Origin of the sequence: Streptomyces antimicrobicus (assembly GCF_020532625.1) — a bacterium.
In the GTDB taxonomy this organism is placed as follows: Bacteria; Actinomycetota; Actinomycetes; order Streptomycetales; family Streptomycetaceae; genus Streptomyces; species Streptomyces antimicrobicus.
On record NZ_JAJAUY010000142.1, the window covers coordinates 1 to 15230 of the forward strand.

The window sequence follows — 15230 nt, forward strand, 5'->3', positions numbered from 1 at the left end:
GCGCGCCACGAGCGGATCGCGCTGGTACCGGGCCCAGCGGCGGATCCCGGCGCGGTGGACCCGGGCCTCGGGCCGGGGCCGGTGCCCGTGCGCCGCGGCCTCGGCGCGGCAGCGGGCGCTGTGGCGGAGGTCGTGGACGGCGAGGGAGAAGATCGGCTCGCCCGGCCGCCAGCCGTCGCGCTCGCGGCCCCAACAGCCGCGGGACGGGGCCCGCTTGGAGCGGATGTGATGGACGGTGCGTGACATGGGGTGCTCCCGGTCCGCGCCGCCGGGCGGATCCCGGCGGTACCTACCGGAAGCCACGCGGTCCGTCCCCGCGGCCCCGCCCCGCCCGCGTGCCCGCGCGCACCGCCGCCGCGTTCACGCGGGAGTCCCCGGCGGAGGAACGACGCCGCGGGCGATGCCCAGCGTGACCAGGTCCTCGGGGCGCAGGCGGAGTTGGTCCGCGGTGGTCGGGGCCTCGCTGGTGGGGCGTTTGAGGATCGCCGCCGCGAGTTCCGGGGCGATCACCGAGAAGTAGCTGTCCGGGGTGACCCAGGTCCGACCGGGCGCGGCCAGCGCCAGGGCGCCGCCGGAGCCGCCCTCGCCGATGACCAGCGTGGTCACGGGGACCGTGGCCGAGGCGACGGCGGCGAAGGCGTCCGCGATGGCCGCGCCGGCACCGGCGTGCTCGGCCTCGGCGTCGTTGGCGGCGCCCGGAGTGTCGACCAGGGTCAGCACGGGCACACCCAGCCGGTCCGCGAGCCGGATCAGCCGGGCGGCCGTGCGGTAGCCGGCGGGGCGGGTGGCCGTGCCGCACTGGGCGGCGTAGGCGACGGTCCGTCCGGCGCGCAGCCCGAACCCGCACAGCATGCCCGGGTCCGTGCCGCCGGCGCGGTCGCCGTGGACGGGCAGCCGCAGCTCGAAGTACGCGTCCAGGTACGCCGCCGCGCGCGGCCGCGCCGGGTTCCGGGCCTGCTGCACGGCGTCCCAGCCGGTCCGGGCGGGCCCGCCCGGCGGTACGCCGCCCAGCGCGGCCGGCGGCTCGGCCGGGCCGGGGTGCGGTGAGGTCAGCAGGCGCAGCCAGGTGCCGAGGACGGCGGGCAGGTCCTCCGGCGGGACCACGGCGTCCACGAACCCGGCGGCGTACTGCGCCTCGGCCGTGTAGGCGGCCGGATCGGCGTCCGCCGGGCGCACCCGGGACCCGGCGAAGCCGACCTGGGCCCCGGGCAGGGCGAGCACCACGTCCGCGCCCGCGCCGAGGGTGGCCCAGCCGCCGCCGGTCGTCGGGTCGCGCAGCACCGCGACCTGCGGCAGGCCGGCGGCCCGGGTCAGGGCGGACTGGCGGGCGACACGCTGGAGTTGGGTCAGCGCGAGCATGCCCTCCTGCATCCGGGAGCCGCCGGTGGCGATGAGCGAGACCAGCGGGAGGCGCCGGTCGCGGGCGTGGGCGTAGGCGGCTTCGAGGCGGTCGCCGGTGCGTTCGCCGAGGGAGCCGCCGAGGAAGCCGAACTCGAACGACACGAGCACCGCGTCGCGGCCGCCGACGCGGGCGGTGCCGACGACGACGGACTCGCTCTCGCCGGTGCGCGCGGCCGCGCGCTCCCGCGAGTCGTCGTAGCCGGCCCAGCCCAGCGGGCCGTCCGGGGCGTACTCCCGTACGGGCACGGTCAGTTCGGTGAAGCTGCCGGGGTCGGCCAGGGCCGCGAGGGCCGCGCGGGCGGAGAGACGGGTCGTCACGGCTTCACCCTAGGGGGTTACGGCAGCGGCAGGGCGATCTTTACGGCACAGGCCGCGACCAGCCCGTATCCCAGGCGGAAGGTCCAGGCCCGGGCCGTCCCGGAGATCCGGGTCCCGGCCAGGACGCCGACGCCGACGAGCAGTTGCTGCCACAGCAGGCTCGCGACGCCGACTCCGCCGAGGAAGGCCGCGGCGGCGGCCCCGCCGCCGAGGGCGGCGCCCTGGGCGGTGGTCAGGGCGGCGAAGTAGAGCGCGGTGGTGGGGTTGACCGCGGTCAGCCCGACGTAGCGGAGGAAGGCCCGGCCCGCGCCGGTCGGGCCGCCGTCGTCCGCGGTGCTCGCCCCCGCCGGGCCGTCGTCGTCCGCGGTGCCCGCCCCGGCCGGGCGGCCGTCCGCGGCCACCGCGGCACCGGGTGGCGGCGTACGGGCCGCCGCGCGCGACGACCACAGGCCGTGGCCCGCGATCGCGAGCAGGACGGCCGCCGAGGCCAGCCGGACCCAGGCCTCGACCGGGGTGACGTGGGCGGCGACCCAGGGGCCGAGCGCCGTGGCCACGGCCGCGTAGGCCAGGTCCACCGTGGCCACGCCCGCCGCGGCGGCGGCCGCCCGGCGGGCGTGGCGCATGGCGTCCTGGAGCAGCAGCACGCTGATGGCGCCCATCGGCATCGCCACGCCCAGGCCGGCGGCGGCACCGGACAGCGCCGGAGTCATCAGTTCCGTCATGGCGGGAAGCTTGGGGCCCCCGCACCGCGGGGTGCGCGCGAATATCGGGTCCGGCTGCGACAATCGCGGTATGGACCGCCTCGACCGGGAGATCCTCGGAATCCTGCAGCAGGATGCGCGGATCTCCTACCGCGACCTCGGGGTCCGCGTGGGCCTCAGCGCGAACGCCACCGCCGACCGGGTGCGCCGGATGCGCCGCGACGGGGTGATCCGCGGGTTCACCACGGTGGTGGACCCGGCCGCCGACACCCGGGGCGGGCTCGTCGTGTTCATCGACGTCACCCTGCGGCTGGACACCACCAACGAGGAGTTCGAACGGCAGGTCGCGCGGCTGCCGGGGATCGCCGAGGTGGTCCACGTCACCGGCGCCCACGACTACCTCGTACGGGCCCGGGCCGCGGACCCCGCCGCACTCGACGACCTGCTGCGGCGGCTCAAGCGGGAGGCGGGGGTGGCGCAGTCGAACACCCGCATCGCGCTCCGGGCCGCCACCCGGCCGCCCGGAGCCTGAGGGGCCGGTCGTCCGGCCGGACGGCGGCCGGACGACCGGATGGACGCGGGCGGAGGCGGATGGACGCGGGCGGGCGCGGGCGCGGAACGCGTGCCCTCACGTCCTCCGCCACACCGCCGGCGGTACCGGCGGGGCGGTGTCGACCAGGGCCCAGCGGCGTGCGGTGAGCCAGCCCGCCGTGCGTTCCGCGGTGGCCCGCAGCGTCCCCGTCATGAGCACGAGCCCGTCCCGCAGCCCCGGCGCGGGGACCGGCCCCCGGCTCACCCGGGCCCCGAACAGCCGGTGGAAGCGGACCACCGACGGCAGCACCGCCGAGGCGTACCGGCGCAGCGGGGTGGTGCCCGCGCACCATGTGCCCCCGGCGTGGAACAGCGCCGCCGCCACGTCCGCCGACGCCCGGTGCGTGGGCGCCAGCAGCACCCGTCCGATGCTCGCGAAGCCCACCGGCTCCGCCCGCAGCACGTCCGGCAGTTCGGGGAAGTACGGCAGCAGTTCGCCGTGCTCGGCCCAGTGCCGGGTCAGCCGGAGGGCGCCCACCGGGCGGTCGCCGTCGCGGCAGAGCAGCAGCAGGGCCTCCTCGTCGTAGCCGTCCCAGACCGGCGGCGGCGCGGCGGTCGGTGAACCCGCCGCGTACAGCTCGCGGAACTCGCGCAGTTCCCGCAGGTCACGGCGGTCGGACGCATCGGCCACGACGTGCACGCTCAGCGTGCCCGGCTCCCGGTCGCGTGTCGTCCGTCCGCCGGTGTCCCGTTGCAGTCGCGTCAGTTCCATACGGCGATGCTGCGGGGGCCCGCTCAACGTCCGCTGAACGATCCGCGGACGGCCGCGGGACACCCGCTGCGGACCCTCGCCGCGACCGCCGACCGCCGACCGCCGACCGCCGACCGCCGCCGCCCGCCGGCCGACGCCCGCGCTACAGCGCCGATTCCCAGGTCACCGTCGTACCCCGGCCGCCCGCCTCGGTCCGTCCGTCGTCGGAGACCGTCAGCCGCACCCGCTCCGGGTCGGCGTCCACCTCCACGCCGATCGAGGTGACCTCCGCACGCCGGTGCGCCGCGGCCAGCGCGCGGCGCAGCGCCGACAGCAGGCCGGCCGCCACCGGGTCCGGCACCAAGGCGTCCACCGCCCCCGCGAAGTGCACCGACGGCTGGAAGCCCAGGACCACCCCCGCCCCGCCCGTCTCGCGCAGCACCCGCCCGCGCACGGTGGTCGGGGCGTCGCTCGGCGGCTGCTGGAGCGCGAAGATGGCGGTGCGGACCTCCTGGATGGTGGAGTCCAGCTCGTCCACGGCCCGCCCCAGCTCGTCGCCGACGTCGTCCTCGCCCGCCGCGTTGGCGGCGCGCCGGCGGGTGCTCTCCAGCATCATCTCGGTGGCGAACAGCCGCTGCACCACGAGGTCGTGCAGGTCCCGGGCGATCCGGTCGCGGTCCTCGTAGACGGCCAGCTGCTCGCGGTCGTGCTGGGCATCGGCCAGCACCAGCGCCAGGGCGGCCTGCGAGGCGAACTGCGAGGCGAGCAACCGGTCCACGGCGTCGTACGGCTTCCCGCCCCGGTGCCGCGGCAGCGCCAGGGTGCCGATCAGCTGGCCCCCGCTCTGCAGCGGCAGCATCATGCTGGGCCCGAACCGCTTGCGCACCGGGGTGGTCATCCGCGGGTCGGTCGCCGAGTCCTCCACGAAGACCGGCTCACCGCCCAGCAGTTGCTCCAGGACCGCGCTGCCGGGCGCGATCGCCGTACCGACCAGGTCGCCGGGGTCGTCGTGGGTCGAGGCGGCCACGATCTCCATCCCGCCCTCCGGCGTCGGCTGGAGCACCACCCCGGCCGCGGCGTCGGCCAGCAGCCGGGCGCGCTCGGCCACGCACATCAGCGCGTCCTGGGCGGGCCGGCCCGCCAGCAAGGTGGTGGTGACGGCCGCCGCGCCCTCGATCCACCGCTCGCGGCGGCGCGCGGTGTCGTACAGCCGCGCGTTGCCGATCGCTATGCCCGCCTGCGAGGCGAGGACCCGCAGCAGCGCCAGGTCCTCCTCGGTGAACGGGCCGCCGCCCCGCTTGTCGGTGAGGTAGAGGTTGCCGAACACCTCGGTGTGCACCCGGACGGGGACGCCGAGGAAGGAGTGCATGGGCGGGTGCCCCGGCGGGAAGCCGGCCGCCCGCGGGTCGTCGGCGATCTCGGGGACCATCAGCGGGCGCGGGTCCCGTACGAGGGTGCCCAGCAGGCCGCTGCGCCCGTCGGGCAGGTACGGGATGCGGGCCCGTTCCTCGTCGGTCATCCCGGCCGTGAACAGCTCCGTCAGCCGGCCGCGCTCGGGGTCGACCACCCCGAGCGCGCCGTACCGGGCCCCGCACAGCTCGGCCGCGGACTCCACCAGGTGCTGGAGGGTGGCGCGCAGCTCAAGTTCGGAGCCGACGCTGAGTACCGCCTCCAGCAGGACGGGCAGCCGCGGCTGCGCGAGCCCGCCCGGCGCGGCGTCCGCACCCGCCGGGGCGTCCGCACCCGCCGGGGCGTCCGCACCCGCCGGGGCGCCGGCCTCCGCCGGGACGCCGGCGCCCCGCGAGGCGTCAGCGCCCCGCGAGGCCCCGGCGCCGGTGCCGTCGCCGCCTGCCGCGTCCCGCGGGGTCATTCGGACAACGGGTCGAGTACCAACGGAGTGATCTTCCCTTCCAGCATCGCGCCGAGGCCCTGGACGGCGCACACGTCGGGCCGTTCGGCGATGTGCACGGGCATCCCGGTGGCGTCCCGCAGCATCTGGTCCAGCCCCGGCAGCAGGGCGCTGCCTCCCACCATCATGATCCCCGTGTCCGTCAGGTCGGCGACCAGGTCCGGCGGGCAGTCCCGCAGCACCCGGCCGATCCCGTCGAGCACGGCGGTCAGCGGGGTGTGGATGGCGTCGCGCACGGCGGCGGTGTCCACGTGCACGGAACGGGCCAGGCCGGTGGCCACGTCCAGGCCGTGGATCAGCGTGGACTCCGGCCCCTCGGCGGTGATGCCGTTGCCGTGCAGGGCCAGCTGGAGCGGGCGGACGGACTGGCTGGGCAGCATCAGCTCGTGCGCGTGGCGCAGGTGCTGCACCACCGCGTGGTCGATGGCCTCGCCGCCCACCGGCACCCGCTGCGCGGTGACCACGGAGCCGAGCGAGAGCACGGCCACCTGGGTGGCGGCGGCCCCGCACACCATGATCATGGTGGCGGTCGGCTGCTCCACCGGCAGCCCGCAGCCGACGGCGGCCGCGATCAGGGTGTCGACCAGTTCCACCCGGCGGGCGCCGATCCCGACCAGGGTCTCCACGGTGGCCCGCTGGGCGAGCGGATCGGCGTCGTGCGGGGTGCAGGCCGCCGCCCGCAGCCGGGGTTTGCGGCGCAGGGCGCGCCGCAGCTTCTCGCCGAGGAGGTGACGCAGCATCCGCTGGGCCATCTCGATGTCGACGACGGTGCCGCCGGAGACGGGGCGGACGACGCGGATGTAGTCGGGGGTGCGGCCGGTCATCTTCTCGGCGAACGATCCGACGGCGATGAGCGCGCCGGTGCGGGTGTTGATCGCGGCGGCGCTCGGCTCGTCGACCACGAGGCCGGCGCCCTTGACGTACACACGGGTGCGCGCGGCGCCCAGGTCGACGGCGACATGGCAGCGGCGCAGCTGCTCCAGACTGACGGTCACGGCAGATCCTTCCGAGAGCGCTGAACGCGAGAAGGCCCGGCGGATTGCCGGTCATATACGGAATCTTCCGCTCCGCCCCGGGTGCGCCGCCCGTTGGGTTGCTCCGGGCGGGGGTGCTGCACAGGGGTGGTTTTCTGTACCGACAGGCCCGACGATGCCCCCACCAACCGCGCTACTCGTGCGTAACCAGGTAAGGGGGACCCGATGCTGACGGCCCGCCAGAAGACGGTGGCTCTGCTGACACTCTGCCTGCTGCCGCTCGCGCCCGTACCGGCCCAGGCGTCCGCCGGCTCCGCCGACCGGGCGGCCGGCGGGCAGCTCCAGCGCCGCCCGGTGGTCCTCGTGCACGGGTACAACGCCGACCCGGGCGTGTGGGGCTCGCTGCGCGGTGACCTGCGCGCCGCCGGGTACACCGACGCGGAGCTGTTCTCCTGGGGCTACGACACCCACCAGTCGGTCAACGAGGTGCTCGCCGGGCGGCTGGCCTCCTACGTCGACGAGGTCCGCCGGCGGACCGGCGCCGACCGGGTCGACATCGTGTCCCACTCCTTCGGCTCGCTGGTCAGCCGCTGGTACGTGAAGTTCGGCGGCGGCACCGCCGCGGTCGACCACTGGGTCTCGCTGGCCGGCCCCAACCACGGCACGTCGACCGCGTGGGCGTGCGCCCTGTGGGACCAGGCCTGCCGGGACATGACGCCGAACTCCTACGTCCAGAAGAACCTGGCCTCCGGTGACGAGACCCCGGGCGCGGTGACGTACGCGACCTTCTGGTCGCACTGCGACGAGGTCGTCAACCCCGACAGCAGCGTCCCGCTGACCGGCGCCACCAACACCGCGGTCGGCTGCCTGGCCCACAACGACCTGCTCGGGGACCCCGCCACCAAGGCCGGGGTCCGCGCCTTCCTCGCCTCCTAGGCGGACCGTTCCTCGACACGCTGGAGCAGCCCGTACGTGAACTCGGCCACCAGGGGCCGCCCCGCCGCGGTGAACGCCAGCCGCCAGCGGGTCGGGGCGGTCCCCTCCATCGGCCGGACGGGGGCGAAGGCTCGGGCGACCTCGTCCACGGTCGCCGACCAGGGGCGCAGGTCCTCCGGCCGCTCCAGGACGGGCCCCGGCGCGCCCGGGGCCCGCACCAGCCACTCGTTCCACACCGCCCCGTCCGGCGCCGCGAGCACCTCGAAGCGCAGCGAGGGCCACAGCGGCAGGGCCCACAGCGAGGCCTCGCAGGACAGGTCGCCGACGGTGCGCGGCTCGGTCCGCTCGGGCGGCCCGAGCACCGAGCGGTAGCGGGCCAGGGCCCCGCGCGACCTGGGGGACCGGACCATGGCCTGCCAGCGGCGGTTGGCCTCGCGCTGGTCGGCGAGGGAGGCGCCGAGCCGCATCCGGGCCTGCTCGGCGAGCTCGGGCCGGAAGTCGGCCATCCGGCGGAGCAGGACGAGCTGGAAGGCGGTGACGCCGAAGGTTCCGGTCATGGAAGGCACGATTCCACACAGGATCCTCACACCACCGGGATACGGATGTTGCGGGACGGCGCATAGCCTGCGGGCTCCATGGACTACTGCCACTCCTGCCACCGACACCTCAACGGTGCCCTGGCGTGCCCAGGGTGCGGGACCCCGGTCGAGTACCTGACCGGCGCGGCCCCGGCCCAGGCCGCCGCGATGGCCCCCGGTGGCCCCGCCGTGTCCACCGCCTGGCCGCCGTCCCCGCCCGCGTACGGCTACCCGCCCACCGCCTACGAGGCCGGTCCGGGCGCGTACGAGGCCACGCCCGCCGCGTACGACGCCACGCCCGGGGCGTACGAGCCCGGCGCGCCCGGGACCGGGACGGCGTACGACCGCGGCGCCGGGACCGCGGCCGAGGCCGGGGCCGAGGCCGGGGCGGACGCGCGGGCCGACGCCGGGGCCGAGGCCCCGTCCGGGGCCGAGCGGCCCGCCCCCGCCGGTCCCCCGGAGGCCTGAGCCCGTGCTCCCGATCGACGCCGCCGCGCACGCGAGCCGCTGGCGGGGCCGGCATCCGCTGGAGAAGGCCCTGCTGGGGCTGGGTCTGACGGGGTGTGCCGTGGCGCTGCCGGCCTGGCCCGGGGCGCCGCTGGTGGCGGTGGCCACCCTCGGCGTGCTGCTCGGGCCGGCCGGCGTCGGGCGGCGGCAGCTGTGGCGGGCGTTCCGGATCCCGCTCGGCTTCTGCGTCACGGGGGCGCTCCCGCTGCTGGTGGCCGTCGGCGGCCCGGCGGGGGTGGTCTCGCTGGCCCCCGACGGGCCCCGGCACGCGGGCGAGTTGCTGCTGCGCACCTCGGCGGCCTCCCTCGGGGTGCTGCTGTTCGCCTTCACCACGCCGGTCTCCGACGTGCTGCCCCGCCTGCTGAGGGCGGGGGTCCCGGCGCCGGTGGTGGATGTGGCGCTGGTGATGTACCGGATCGGTTTCCTGCTGCTGGACGCCGTCGCCCAGGTGCACGCGGCGCAGGCGGCCCGGCTGGGCCACACCGGCCGGGCCGCGCTGTGGCGTTCGCTGGCGGGCCTCGCCGCGACCGCCTTCGTCCGGGCCTTCGACCGGGCGGCCCGGCTCCAGGTCGGCCTGGCCGGGCGCGGCTACGACGGCACGCTGCGCGTGCTGGTGCCCGAGGCGGCGCTGTCCTGGCGCTTCCTGGCCGCCTCGGCGGCCCTGCTGACCGCCGTGGTCGGCGCGACCCTCGTTCTGGAAGGACTTCGGCCGTGACGCCGTTGGTACGACTGTCGGGTGCGAGCTACGCCTACGAGGACGGCCCGCCGGTGCTGTCGGGGGCGGACTTCGCGATCGCCGAGGGCCGGTCACTGGCCCTGCTGGGCCGCAACGGCAGTGGCAAGACCACCCTGATGAGGCTGCTGAGCGGCGGGCTGCGGCCGGTCTCCGGCACGCTGCTGCTCGACGGGTCCCCGGTGACGTACGACCGCAAGGGCCTGACCCGGCTGCGGTCCTCGGTGCAGCTGGTGGTCCAGGACCCCGACGACCAGCTGTTCGCGGCCTCGGTGGAGCAGGACGTCTCGTTCGGCCCGATGAACCTCGGGCTCCCCCGCGAGGAGGTCCGCGCCCGGGTGGACGCGGCCCTGGCCGCCCTGGACATCACGGCCTTGCGGGACCGCCCCACCCATCTGCTCTCGTACGGCCAGCGCAAGCGGGCGGCGATCGCCGGCGCGGTGGCGATGCGGCCGCGGGTGCTGATCCTGGACGAGCCGACGGCGGGCCTGGACCCGGACGGCCAGGAACGGCTGCTGGAGGTGCTGGCCGGGCTGTCGGGGACCACGGTGGTGATGGCCACCCACGACGTGGACCTGGCGTTCCGCTGGGCCGACGACGCGGCCGTGCTCACCCCGTCCGGCATCCGCACCGGCCCGGCGCCGCAGCTGCTGTCCGACCCGGACCTGCTGGTCTCGGCCCGGCTGCGGCCGGCCTGGTCCCCGGTGGTCGCGGCGGTGCTGCGGGCGCACGGGCTGCTGGCGCCGGGCGCCACCGGGCCGGGGACCCCGCAGGCGCTGGCCGAGTGGCAGGCCGGGACGGCGTCGGGCACGGGGGGCGCGGATGCCGTCGGGGACGCCGTCAGGGACGCAAACCTAGGATGACGGCATGTCGCTGCCGCACGCCATCCTCACCGCCCTGCTGGAGAAGCCCTCGTCGGGGCTGGAGCTGACCCGGCGGTTCGACAGGTCGATCGGCTACTTCTGGTCGGCCACGCACCAGCAGATCTACCGCGAGCTGGGGAAACTGGAGGAGGCCGGGCTGATCCGGGCGCTGCCGAGCGCGGCGCCGGCGCGCGGGCAGAAGAAGGAGTTCGAGGTGCTGCCGGCCGGGTCGGAGGAGCTGGCCCGCTGGGTCGGCGAGAGCCAGGACCCCAAGGCAGTACGGGATCCGCTGCTGCTGCGGATCCGGGCGGCGGCCGTGGTGGGCGCCGGTGGGCTGGCGCGGGAGCTGCGCCGCCACCGGGAGCTGCACCGGCGGCAGTTGGCGGTGTACGAGGCCATCGACGTGAAGGACTTCCCGCCCGAGCGGACCGCCGACGAGGACCGGCTGCGCCGGCTCGTGCTGCACGGCGGCATGGCCCTGGAGACGTTCTGGCTGAGCTGGCTGGAGGAGGCCCTGGCGGTGGTCGAGGACATGGACCCCGAGCGGCCGGACCCGGCCGCGCCGGGGGCCTGAGCGGCGGCCGGGGCGCAGGCAGCCCCGGGGCCGGAGCGGGAACCGGGGGCCTGAGCGGCGGCCGTAGGCCTCCTGCCGGGGCCGTACGGGCATGCCTGGGCCCCGGTCCGGCGCGGTGGGCGCTCGACCGGGGCGGCACGCCGCTGTCACTTGTTCAGGGAGGCCCAGAACTCGTCGAAGCTCAGCAGGCCGTCGCCGTTCGCGTCCTTGGCGGCGATCACGGCGTCGGCGACCGGGCCGGTCACCGCGAAGTCGCCCATCGCGGCCATGGCCGCGCGGTACTCGTCGGCCGTGACGAAGCCGTCGCCGTCCTTGTCGAAGCGACCGAACGTCGCCTTGGCGCTGTCGATGTCCGCCACTGGGTCCACCCCTTCGTCGTGCGTGTTGACCGGCTCAGGGTAGCGGCCCGCCGCCGGGCGCGGCCGCGGGGGTCCCGATCGGGCGGCAGAAAGAAATTCAATGCCTCGCGCCGGCGCACAGGAACCTATAGTTCCGGCCAACAATTCGGCCTTCCACTTGTCACGCTCCGGGGCCACCGCATAACGTTGCGGCATTGCCGCCACACCAGGAGCGCAGGGCTCCCAGGGACAAGCGGCAACAAGGGCGATCCCACAGTTGACGATCACAGCTGACGCATCATTCGAAGTTCTGCCCTTCACCCGTACGTGCCGCCATATCTGGGAAGACGGCGACCATGTGCTCATCGGCGTGAGTCCGGGCAACAGCTACTTCAGCGCCGAACGCATAGCCACCCTTGCCCAGTGGGCCACGTCGCGCTTCGCGCAGGTCGACTTCGTCTACGCGGACCTCCACGTGGACCGGATGTTCGCCGCCTTCGGCTACACCCGGGAACACGCCGAGAAGCGTGCCGCGAAGGAGATCAAAGCGGTCCGGCGGCGCATCCTCAAAGGGGTGGAGGAATCCTCTCCGCACCATGCCGAGATTCGGGTGAGGGCACTTTCGGACTTCCAGGACAACCCGGTGTACCAGTTGCTGCACCGACGGGTTCTGCATTTCCTGGAGACCGATGACGAATTCCGTAAGGGCTGCGAACAGATGGCCCTGCACTTCGTCGGGTCGAAGTTGCCGGAAGGTGAATCCATCACGGACGAGCAGTTGCAGGTCTGTTTCGATTACATGGCCGCGGAACTTCCGTTCTTCGTGGACACCCCCGGCATTTTGGACGTGCCGTCCTCGGTGGCGGCCTACCACGTCCAGATGCCGCTCACGGAGGTCCTCTACGCCCGCGGCGGCGGCCTGCGCGCCACCCGCAACCAGGCGTACGCCGTCGTGCGCCCGGAACGCCGCGAAAGCGGCGGAGGAAACGAAGGCGGCGAAGGCCTCGAAAGCCGTGAAAGCTCTGAAAGGAACGTTGTTGAGTACCAGGCAGCTTGAGAGCACGCAGGAGCAGCCGCTCCTGGACTTCCCGCTCTCCCGGCGCGGTGACGTGCTCCCCGAGGAGTGCGCCTGGCTGCGCGAGAAGGCGCCGGTGGCCAAGGTCCGCACCCTCACCGGTGACACCGCCTGGCTGGTGAGCTCGTACGCGCTGGCCCGGCAGGTGCTGGAGGACGACCGCTTCAGCCTCAAGGACACCGCCAACGCCGGGGTCCCGCGGCAGTACGCGCTGACGATCCCGCCCGAGGTCGTCAACAACATGGGCAACATCAACAGCGCGGGGCTGCGCAACGCGGTGATGAAGGCGCTCAACCCGCGCCAGAAGGGCCTGCAGGACCAGCTGCGGGCCACCGCCGGCGAGCTGATCGACGCCCTGGTCGCCGAGGGCGGTCCGGTCGACCTCCGGGCGGGGTTCGCCGACCCCTTCTCGGCGGCGCTGCACTGCCAGGTGCTGGGGGTGCCGTTCGACGACTGGCGGCGCCTGATGGCGGGGCTGGACGTCGCCTTCATGACCGCCCGTGAGCCGTTCGCCGACTCGGCCCTCAACTGGTACAAGGACGTCGGCTACTTCGCGCAGCAGCTGGCGGCGCAGCGGGACCGGCCCGTCGAGGAGCGTACGGGGCTCCTCGGGACGTTCGCCGGACTGAAGGAGGCCGACCCGGAGTCGGCGCACCTGACCGACGAGATGTTCGCGACCGTGGCCGTGTCGCTCTTCGGCGCCGGGGCGGTGTCCACCTCCGCGTTCCTGGTGCTGGCCGTGCTCGCGCTGCTCCAGCGTCCCGAGCTGATCGGCTATCTGCGCGCGCACCCGGAGCGGATGCCGAAGGCCGTGGACGAACTGCTGCGCTGGAACCTGTCGGTGGGGGACGGGCTGCCGCGCATCGCCCTGGCCGACATCCAGCTCGGTGACGTGCTGGTCCGCGAGGGCGAGCTGGTCCTGGTCCTGCTCGAAGGCGCCAACTTCGACCCGGAGGCCTTCGAGCGCCCGGAGGTGCTCGACCTGGAGCGGGAGAGCCCCAACGCGCACCTCGCCTTCGGCGGCGGCCGGCACTTCTGCCCGGCCTCCGCCCTGGGCCGGACGCACGCGCAGATCGCGCTGGGGGTGCTGGTCGAGCGGCTGCCGTCGCTGCGGCTGGCCGTACCGGCCGAGAACCTGGTGTGGCGGACCGGGTTCATCAAGCGACTCCCGGAGCGGCTGCCCGTCGCCTGGTGAGCCGGGCCCCGGGGACCCCGTCCGGTCCCCGGGGCTCCCGCCGTCAGCGGAAGACGCCGGTGTGGCCGAGTGAGTAGCGGCCGGGCTGCGGGTAGACGGCGAGGCCGTGGGGCCCGTCACCGACCGCGATCCGGGCCAGCTGCTTGCCGGTGGTGGTGTCGATGGCGTAGACCTCGGAGTCGTAGCGGCCCGACAGCCACAGCACCTTGCCGTCGGCGGAGACGCCGCCCATGTCGGGGCTGCCGCCGTCCGGCAGGTGCCACTTCTTGGTGAGCTTGTTCGCGGTGAAGTCGAAGACGGAGACGGTCCCTTCGCCGCGGTTGGAGACGTACATCTCCCGCGAGTCCCGGCTGACGTAGAGGCCGTGGCAGCCCTTGCCGGTGGGCAGCAGCCTGGGGGTGTCGAACTTGTCGCCGCTGAACACCCACATGCCGTCGGCCATCATGTCGGCGACGTAGAAGGTCTTGCCGTCCGGGGAGATCTTCACGTCCTGCGGCATCGCGCCCTCGAACGGCAGTTTCTGCTGGCCGACGACCTCCATCTTCTCGGTGTCCACCTTCAGCAGTTCGCCCGAGAACTCGCAGGAGACGATGAAGTACCGGCCGTCCGCGGAGAAGTCGGCGTGGTTGACCCCGAAGCAGGTCACCGGGACCGTCTTGACCCGGTCCATGGTGTGCGCGTCCCGGAAGACCAGCTCGCGGTCGAGCGAGGCCATCACCACGGCGTACTTGCCGTTCGGCGTGAAGTACAGGTTGTAGGGGTCGTGCACCTCGACCGGCTCGCCCGCCTCGCCCGTCGCGGGGTTGATCGGGGTGAGCGTGTGGCCGCGGTTGTTGTTGACCCACAGGGTCTTCAGGTCCCAGGAGGGCACCACGTGCTGCGGCTGGATGCCGACCGGGATGGTGTCGATGACCTTGTACGTCGCCGGGTCGATGACGGAGACGGTGTTGGAGTTGGTGTTCGGCACGTAGACCCGGGAGGGGAAGTCCTTGACCACCGGGGAGAGCCGGTTCGGCCGGTCGGCCGCGTACACGTCCTTGGGGTCGAGGAGCGGGGGCATGCCGGCGAGGCCCGGGGGCACCGCCGGGACGGCCTTGACGGGCCGGCCGGCGCCGGCCGAGCCGAGTGCCTCGGGGTTGCCCTCGGCGCCGGCGCCGCAGCCGGCCAGGGCGGCGAGGACCAGTCCGGCGAGCAGCACGGTGGCCCTCCGGGAAGGGCGGGAGGTCGTCATGGCGTCAGCAGCTCCGTGGTGGTCACCGCGCGCAGCTTGCGGCGCGCGAGTTCTTCGAGGAGGGGCGGCATCGCGTCGACCGTGTCCGCGTAGCCGAAGTGCAGGCTCACCACCGATCCGCTGCGGACCGTCCCGATGACGTTGCGGATGACGGCCGCGGCACCGGGCGAGGTGAAGTCGAGGGAGTCCACGTCGTACGACAGGACGTGGGGGTAGCCGGCCCGCTGGGCCAGGCGCTGGACGAGGGGGCTGGCGTACCGGCCCTGGGAGTGGCGGAACCAGGATCCGATGGAGCCGGTCAGCCGCTTGAGCCGCTCGGCGCACCCGGTGATCTCGGCGTAGGCCTCGGCCTCGGCCATGGCGTTGATGTCGCCGTGGTGCCAGGTGTGGTTGCCCAGCTCGTGGCCGCCGTCGAGGATGCGGCGGGCGAGCTCGGGGTGGGCGTCGAGCCAGGTCCCGATCGCCAGTACGGTCAGCCGCGCGCCGGACCGCTCGGCCTCGGCGAGCACGGCGCGGGCGGTGGCCGGGTCGCCGTTGCCGTGGAACGTCAGCGCGACCTGAGGGCGGTCGCGCGGGCCGTGGTCGATCTGGACGGGCCGGCCGGGGAAGCGGCGC

At 74.9% G+C, this 15230-nt stretch carries 17 protein-coding genes and 1 pseudogene; 8 read left to right on the forward strand and 10 right to left on the reverse strand.

Translation table 11 applies throughout. The annotated features are described in order from the left end of the window. From LG632_RS25330 to LG632_RS25340, 3 genes and pseudogenes are all read right to left on the reverse strand, one after another. A pseudogene (locus LG632_RS25330) lies at positions 1-246 on the reverse strand (hypothetical protein); the annotation flags it as partial. 114 nt (positions 247-360) lie between these two features. Then, the gene (locus LG632_RS25335) at positions 361-1719 is read right to left on the reverse strand and encodes a carboxyl transferase domain-containing protein (protein ID WP_226729869.1); all 1359 of its coding nucleotides are present in this window, start codon (positions 1717-1719) and stop codon (positions 361-363) included. A gap of 17 nt (positions 1720-1736) precedes the next feature. After that, positions 1737-2441 (reverse strand): hypothetical protein, encoded by a 705-nt coding sequence (locus LG632_RS25340; protein WP_226729870.1) that lies wholly within the window; start codon positions 2439-2441, stop codon positions 1737-1739. A 70-nt stretch (positions 2442-2511) separates the two neighbouring features. Between LG632_RS25340 and LG632_RS25345 the strand changes: the two genes are divergently transcribed. Continuing rightward, positions 2512-2952 carry an Lrp/AsnC family transcriptional regulator gene (locus tag LG632_RS25345; RefSeq protein WP_226729871.1) on the forward strand — a complete coding sequence of 147 codons (441 nt, stop codon included), beginning with the start codon at positions 2512-2514 and terminating at the stop codon, positions 2950-2952. Positions 2953-3048: 96 nt separating this feature from the next. Here LG632_RS25345 and LG632_RS25350 read toward each other — a convergent pair whose 3' ends face one another. The 3 genes from LG632_RS25350 to LG632_RS25360 all read right to left on the reverse strand — a co-directional run bounded on the left by LG632_RS25350 (position 3049) and on the right by LG632_RS25360 (position 6606). Then, entirely contained in the window at positions 3049-3723 is a 675-nt protein-coding gene (locus LG632_RS25350; protein ID WP_226729872.1) for an N-acyl amino acid synthase FeeM domain-containing protein, read from the reverse strand. Positions 3724-3865: 142 nt separating this feature from the next. Continuing rightward, positions 3866-5572 (reverse strand): GAF domain-containing protein, encoded by a 1707-nt coding sequence (locus LG632_RS25355; protein WP_226729873.1) that lies wholly within the window; start codon positions 5570-5572, stop codon positions 3866-3868. After that, positions 5569-6606 (reverse strand): rod shape-determining protein, encoded by a 1038-nt coding sequence (locus LG632_RS25360; RefSeq protein ID WP_226729874.1) that lies wholly within the window; start codon positions 6604-6606, stop codon positions 5569-5571. Before LG632_RS25360 ends, LG632_RS25355 begins: the two co-directional genes overlap by 4 nt. 204 nt (positions 6607-6810) lie before the next feature. On the opposite strand from LG632_RS25360, the gene LG632_RS25365 reads away from it, so the two are divergent. Continuing rightward, positions 6811-7521 (forward strand): esterase/lipase family protein, encoded by a 711-nt coding sequence (locus LG632_RS25365; RefSeq protein ID WP_226729875.1) that lies wholly within the window; start codon positions 6811-6813, stop codon positions 7519-7521. Here LG632_RS25365 and LG632_RS25370 read toward each other — a convergent pair. After that, positions 7518-8078, reverse strand: a complete 561-nt coding sequence (locus LG632_RS25370; RefSeq protein WP_226729876.1) for a hypothetical protein — start codon at positions 8076-8078, stop codon at positions 7518-7520. The genes LG632_RS25365 and LG632_RS25370 overlap by 4 nt on opposite strands. Positions 8079-8156: 78 nt before the next feature. Between LG632_RS25370 and LG632_RS25375 the strand changes: the two genes are divergently transcribed. From LG632_RS25375 to LG632_RS25390, 4 genes are read left to right on the forward strand one after another with little or no spacing between them, the layout of a single operon-like run. After that, complete coding sequence (locus LG632_RS25375) at positions 8157-8567, forward strand: SCO2400 family protein (protein WP_226729877.1); 411 nt, start codon at positions 8157-8159, stop codon at positions 8565-8567. A gap of 4 nt (positions 8568-8571) precedes the next feature. Beyond that, on the forward strand, positions 8572-9321 hold the full coding sequence (gene cbiQ / locus LG632_RS25380) for a cobalt ECF transporter T component CbiQ (RefSeq protein ID WP_226729878.1): 750 nt from the start codon (positions 8572-8574) through the stop codon (positions 9319-9321). Beyond that, positions 9318-10202: an energy-coupling factor ABC transporter ATP-binding protein gene (locus LG632_RS25385; protein ID WP_226729879.1), complete on the forward strand. Its 885-nt coding sequence runs from the start codon at positions 9318-9320 to the stop codon at positions 10200-10202. The genes cbiQ and LG632_RS25385 overlap by 4 nt, the downstream gene beginning before the upstream one ends. 4 nt (positions 10203-10206) lie before the next feature. Further along, positions 10207-10776 carry a PadR family transcriptional regulator gene (locus tag LG632_RS25390; protein WP_226729880.1) on the forward strand — a complete coding sequence of 190 codons (570 nt, stop codon included), beginning with the start codon at positions 10207-10209 and terminating at the stop codon, positions 10774-10776. Positions 10777-10922: 146 nt separating this feature from the next. On the opposite strand, the gene LG632_RS25395 is transcribed toward LG632_RS25390, so the two are convergent. Further along, complete coding sequence (locus LG632_RS25395) at positions 10923-11135, reverse strand: EF-hand domain-containing protein (RefSeq protein WP_226729881.1); 213 nt, start codon at positions 11133-11135, stop codon at positions 10923-10925. Between the two features lie 256 nt (positions 11136-11391). Between LG632_RS25395 and LG632_RS25400 the strand changes: the two genes are divergently transcribed. Beyond that, positions 11392-12171: a tRNA-dependent cyclodipeptide synthase gene (locus LG632_RS25400; RefSeq protein WP_226729882.1), complete on the forward strand. Its 780-nt coding sequence runs from the start codon at positions 11392-11394 to the stop codon at positions 12169-12171. Continuing rightward, positions 12152-13384, forward strand: coding sequence for a cytochrome P450 (locus LG632_RS25405; protein ID WP_226729883.1), 1233 nt, complete (start codon positions 12152-12154; stop codon positions 13382-13384). Before LG632_RS25400 ends, LG632_RS25405 begins: the two co-directional genes overlap by 20 nt. A gap of 43 nt (positions 13385-13427) precedes the next feature. Here the strand turns inward: LG632_RS25405 and LG632_RS25410 are convergent, their stop codons facing one another. Together LG632_RS25410 and LG632_RS25415 are read right to left on the reverse strand one after the other, a co-directional pair. Next, on the reverse strand, positions 13428-14615 hold the full coding sequence (locus tag LG632_RS25410) for a YncE family protein (RefSeq protein ID WP_226729884.1): 1188 nt from the start codon (positions 14613-14615) through the stop codon (positions 13428-13430). Next, on the reverse strand, positions 14612-15230 hold a 619-nt coding region (locus LG632_RS25415), incomplete at its 5' end, for a polysaccharide deacetylase family protein (RefSeq protein WP_226729885.1). The genes LG632_RS25415 and LG632_RS25410, both read right to left, overlap by 4 nt.

Coding starts and splice junctions, on each gene's coding strand:
- LG632_RS25340 (WP_226729870.1), bottom strand. CDS start 2,441: ATGACGGAACTGATGACTCCGGCGCTGTCCGGTGCCGCCGCCGGCCTG.
- LG632_RS25345 (WP_226729871.1), top strand. CDS start 2,512: ATGGACCGCCTCGACCGGGAGATCCTCGGAATCCTGCAGCAGGATGCG.
- LG632_RS25350 (WP_226729872.1), bottom strand. CDS start 3,723: ATGGAACTGACGCGACTGCAACGGGACACCGGCGGACGGACGACACGC.
- LG632_RS25355 (WP_226729873.1), bottom strand. CDS start 5,572: ATGACCCCGCGGGACGCGGCAGGCGGCGACGGCACCGGCGCCGGGGCC.
- LG632_RS25365 (WP_226729875.1), top strand. CDS start 6,811: ATGCTGACGGCCCGCCAGAAGACGGTGGCTCTGCTGACACTCTGCCTG.
- LG632_RS25370 (WP_226729876.1), bottom strand. CDS start 8,078: ATGACCGGAACCTTCGGCGTCACCGCCTTCCAGCTCGTCCTGCTCCGC.
- LG632_RS25375 (WP_226729877.1), top strand. CDS start 8,157: ATGGACTACTGCCACTCCTGCCACCGACACCTCAACGGTGCCCTGGCG.
- LG632_RS25390 (WP_226729880.1), top strand. CDS start 10,207: ATGTCGCTGCCGCACGCCATCCTCACCGCCCTGCTGGAGAAGCCCTCG.
- LG632_RS25410 (WP_226729884.1), bottom strand. CDS start 14,615: ATGACGACCTCCCGCCCTTCCCGGAGGGCCACCGTGCTGCTCGCCGGA.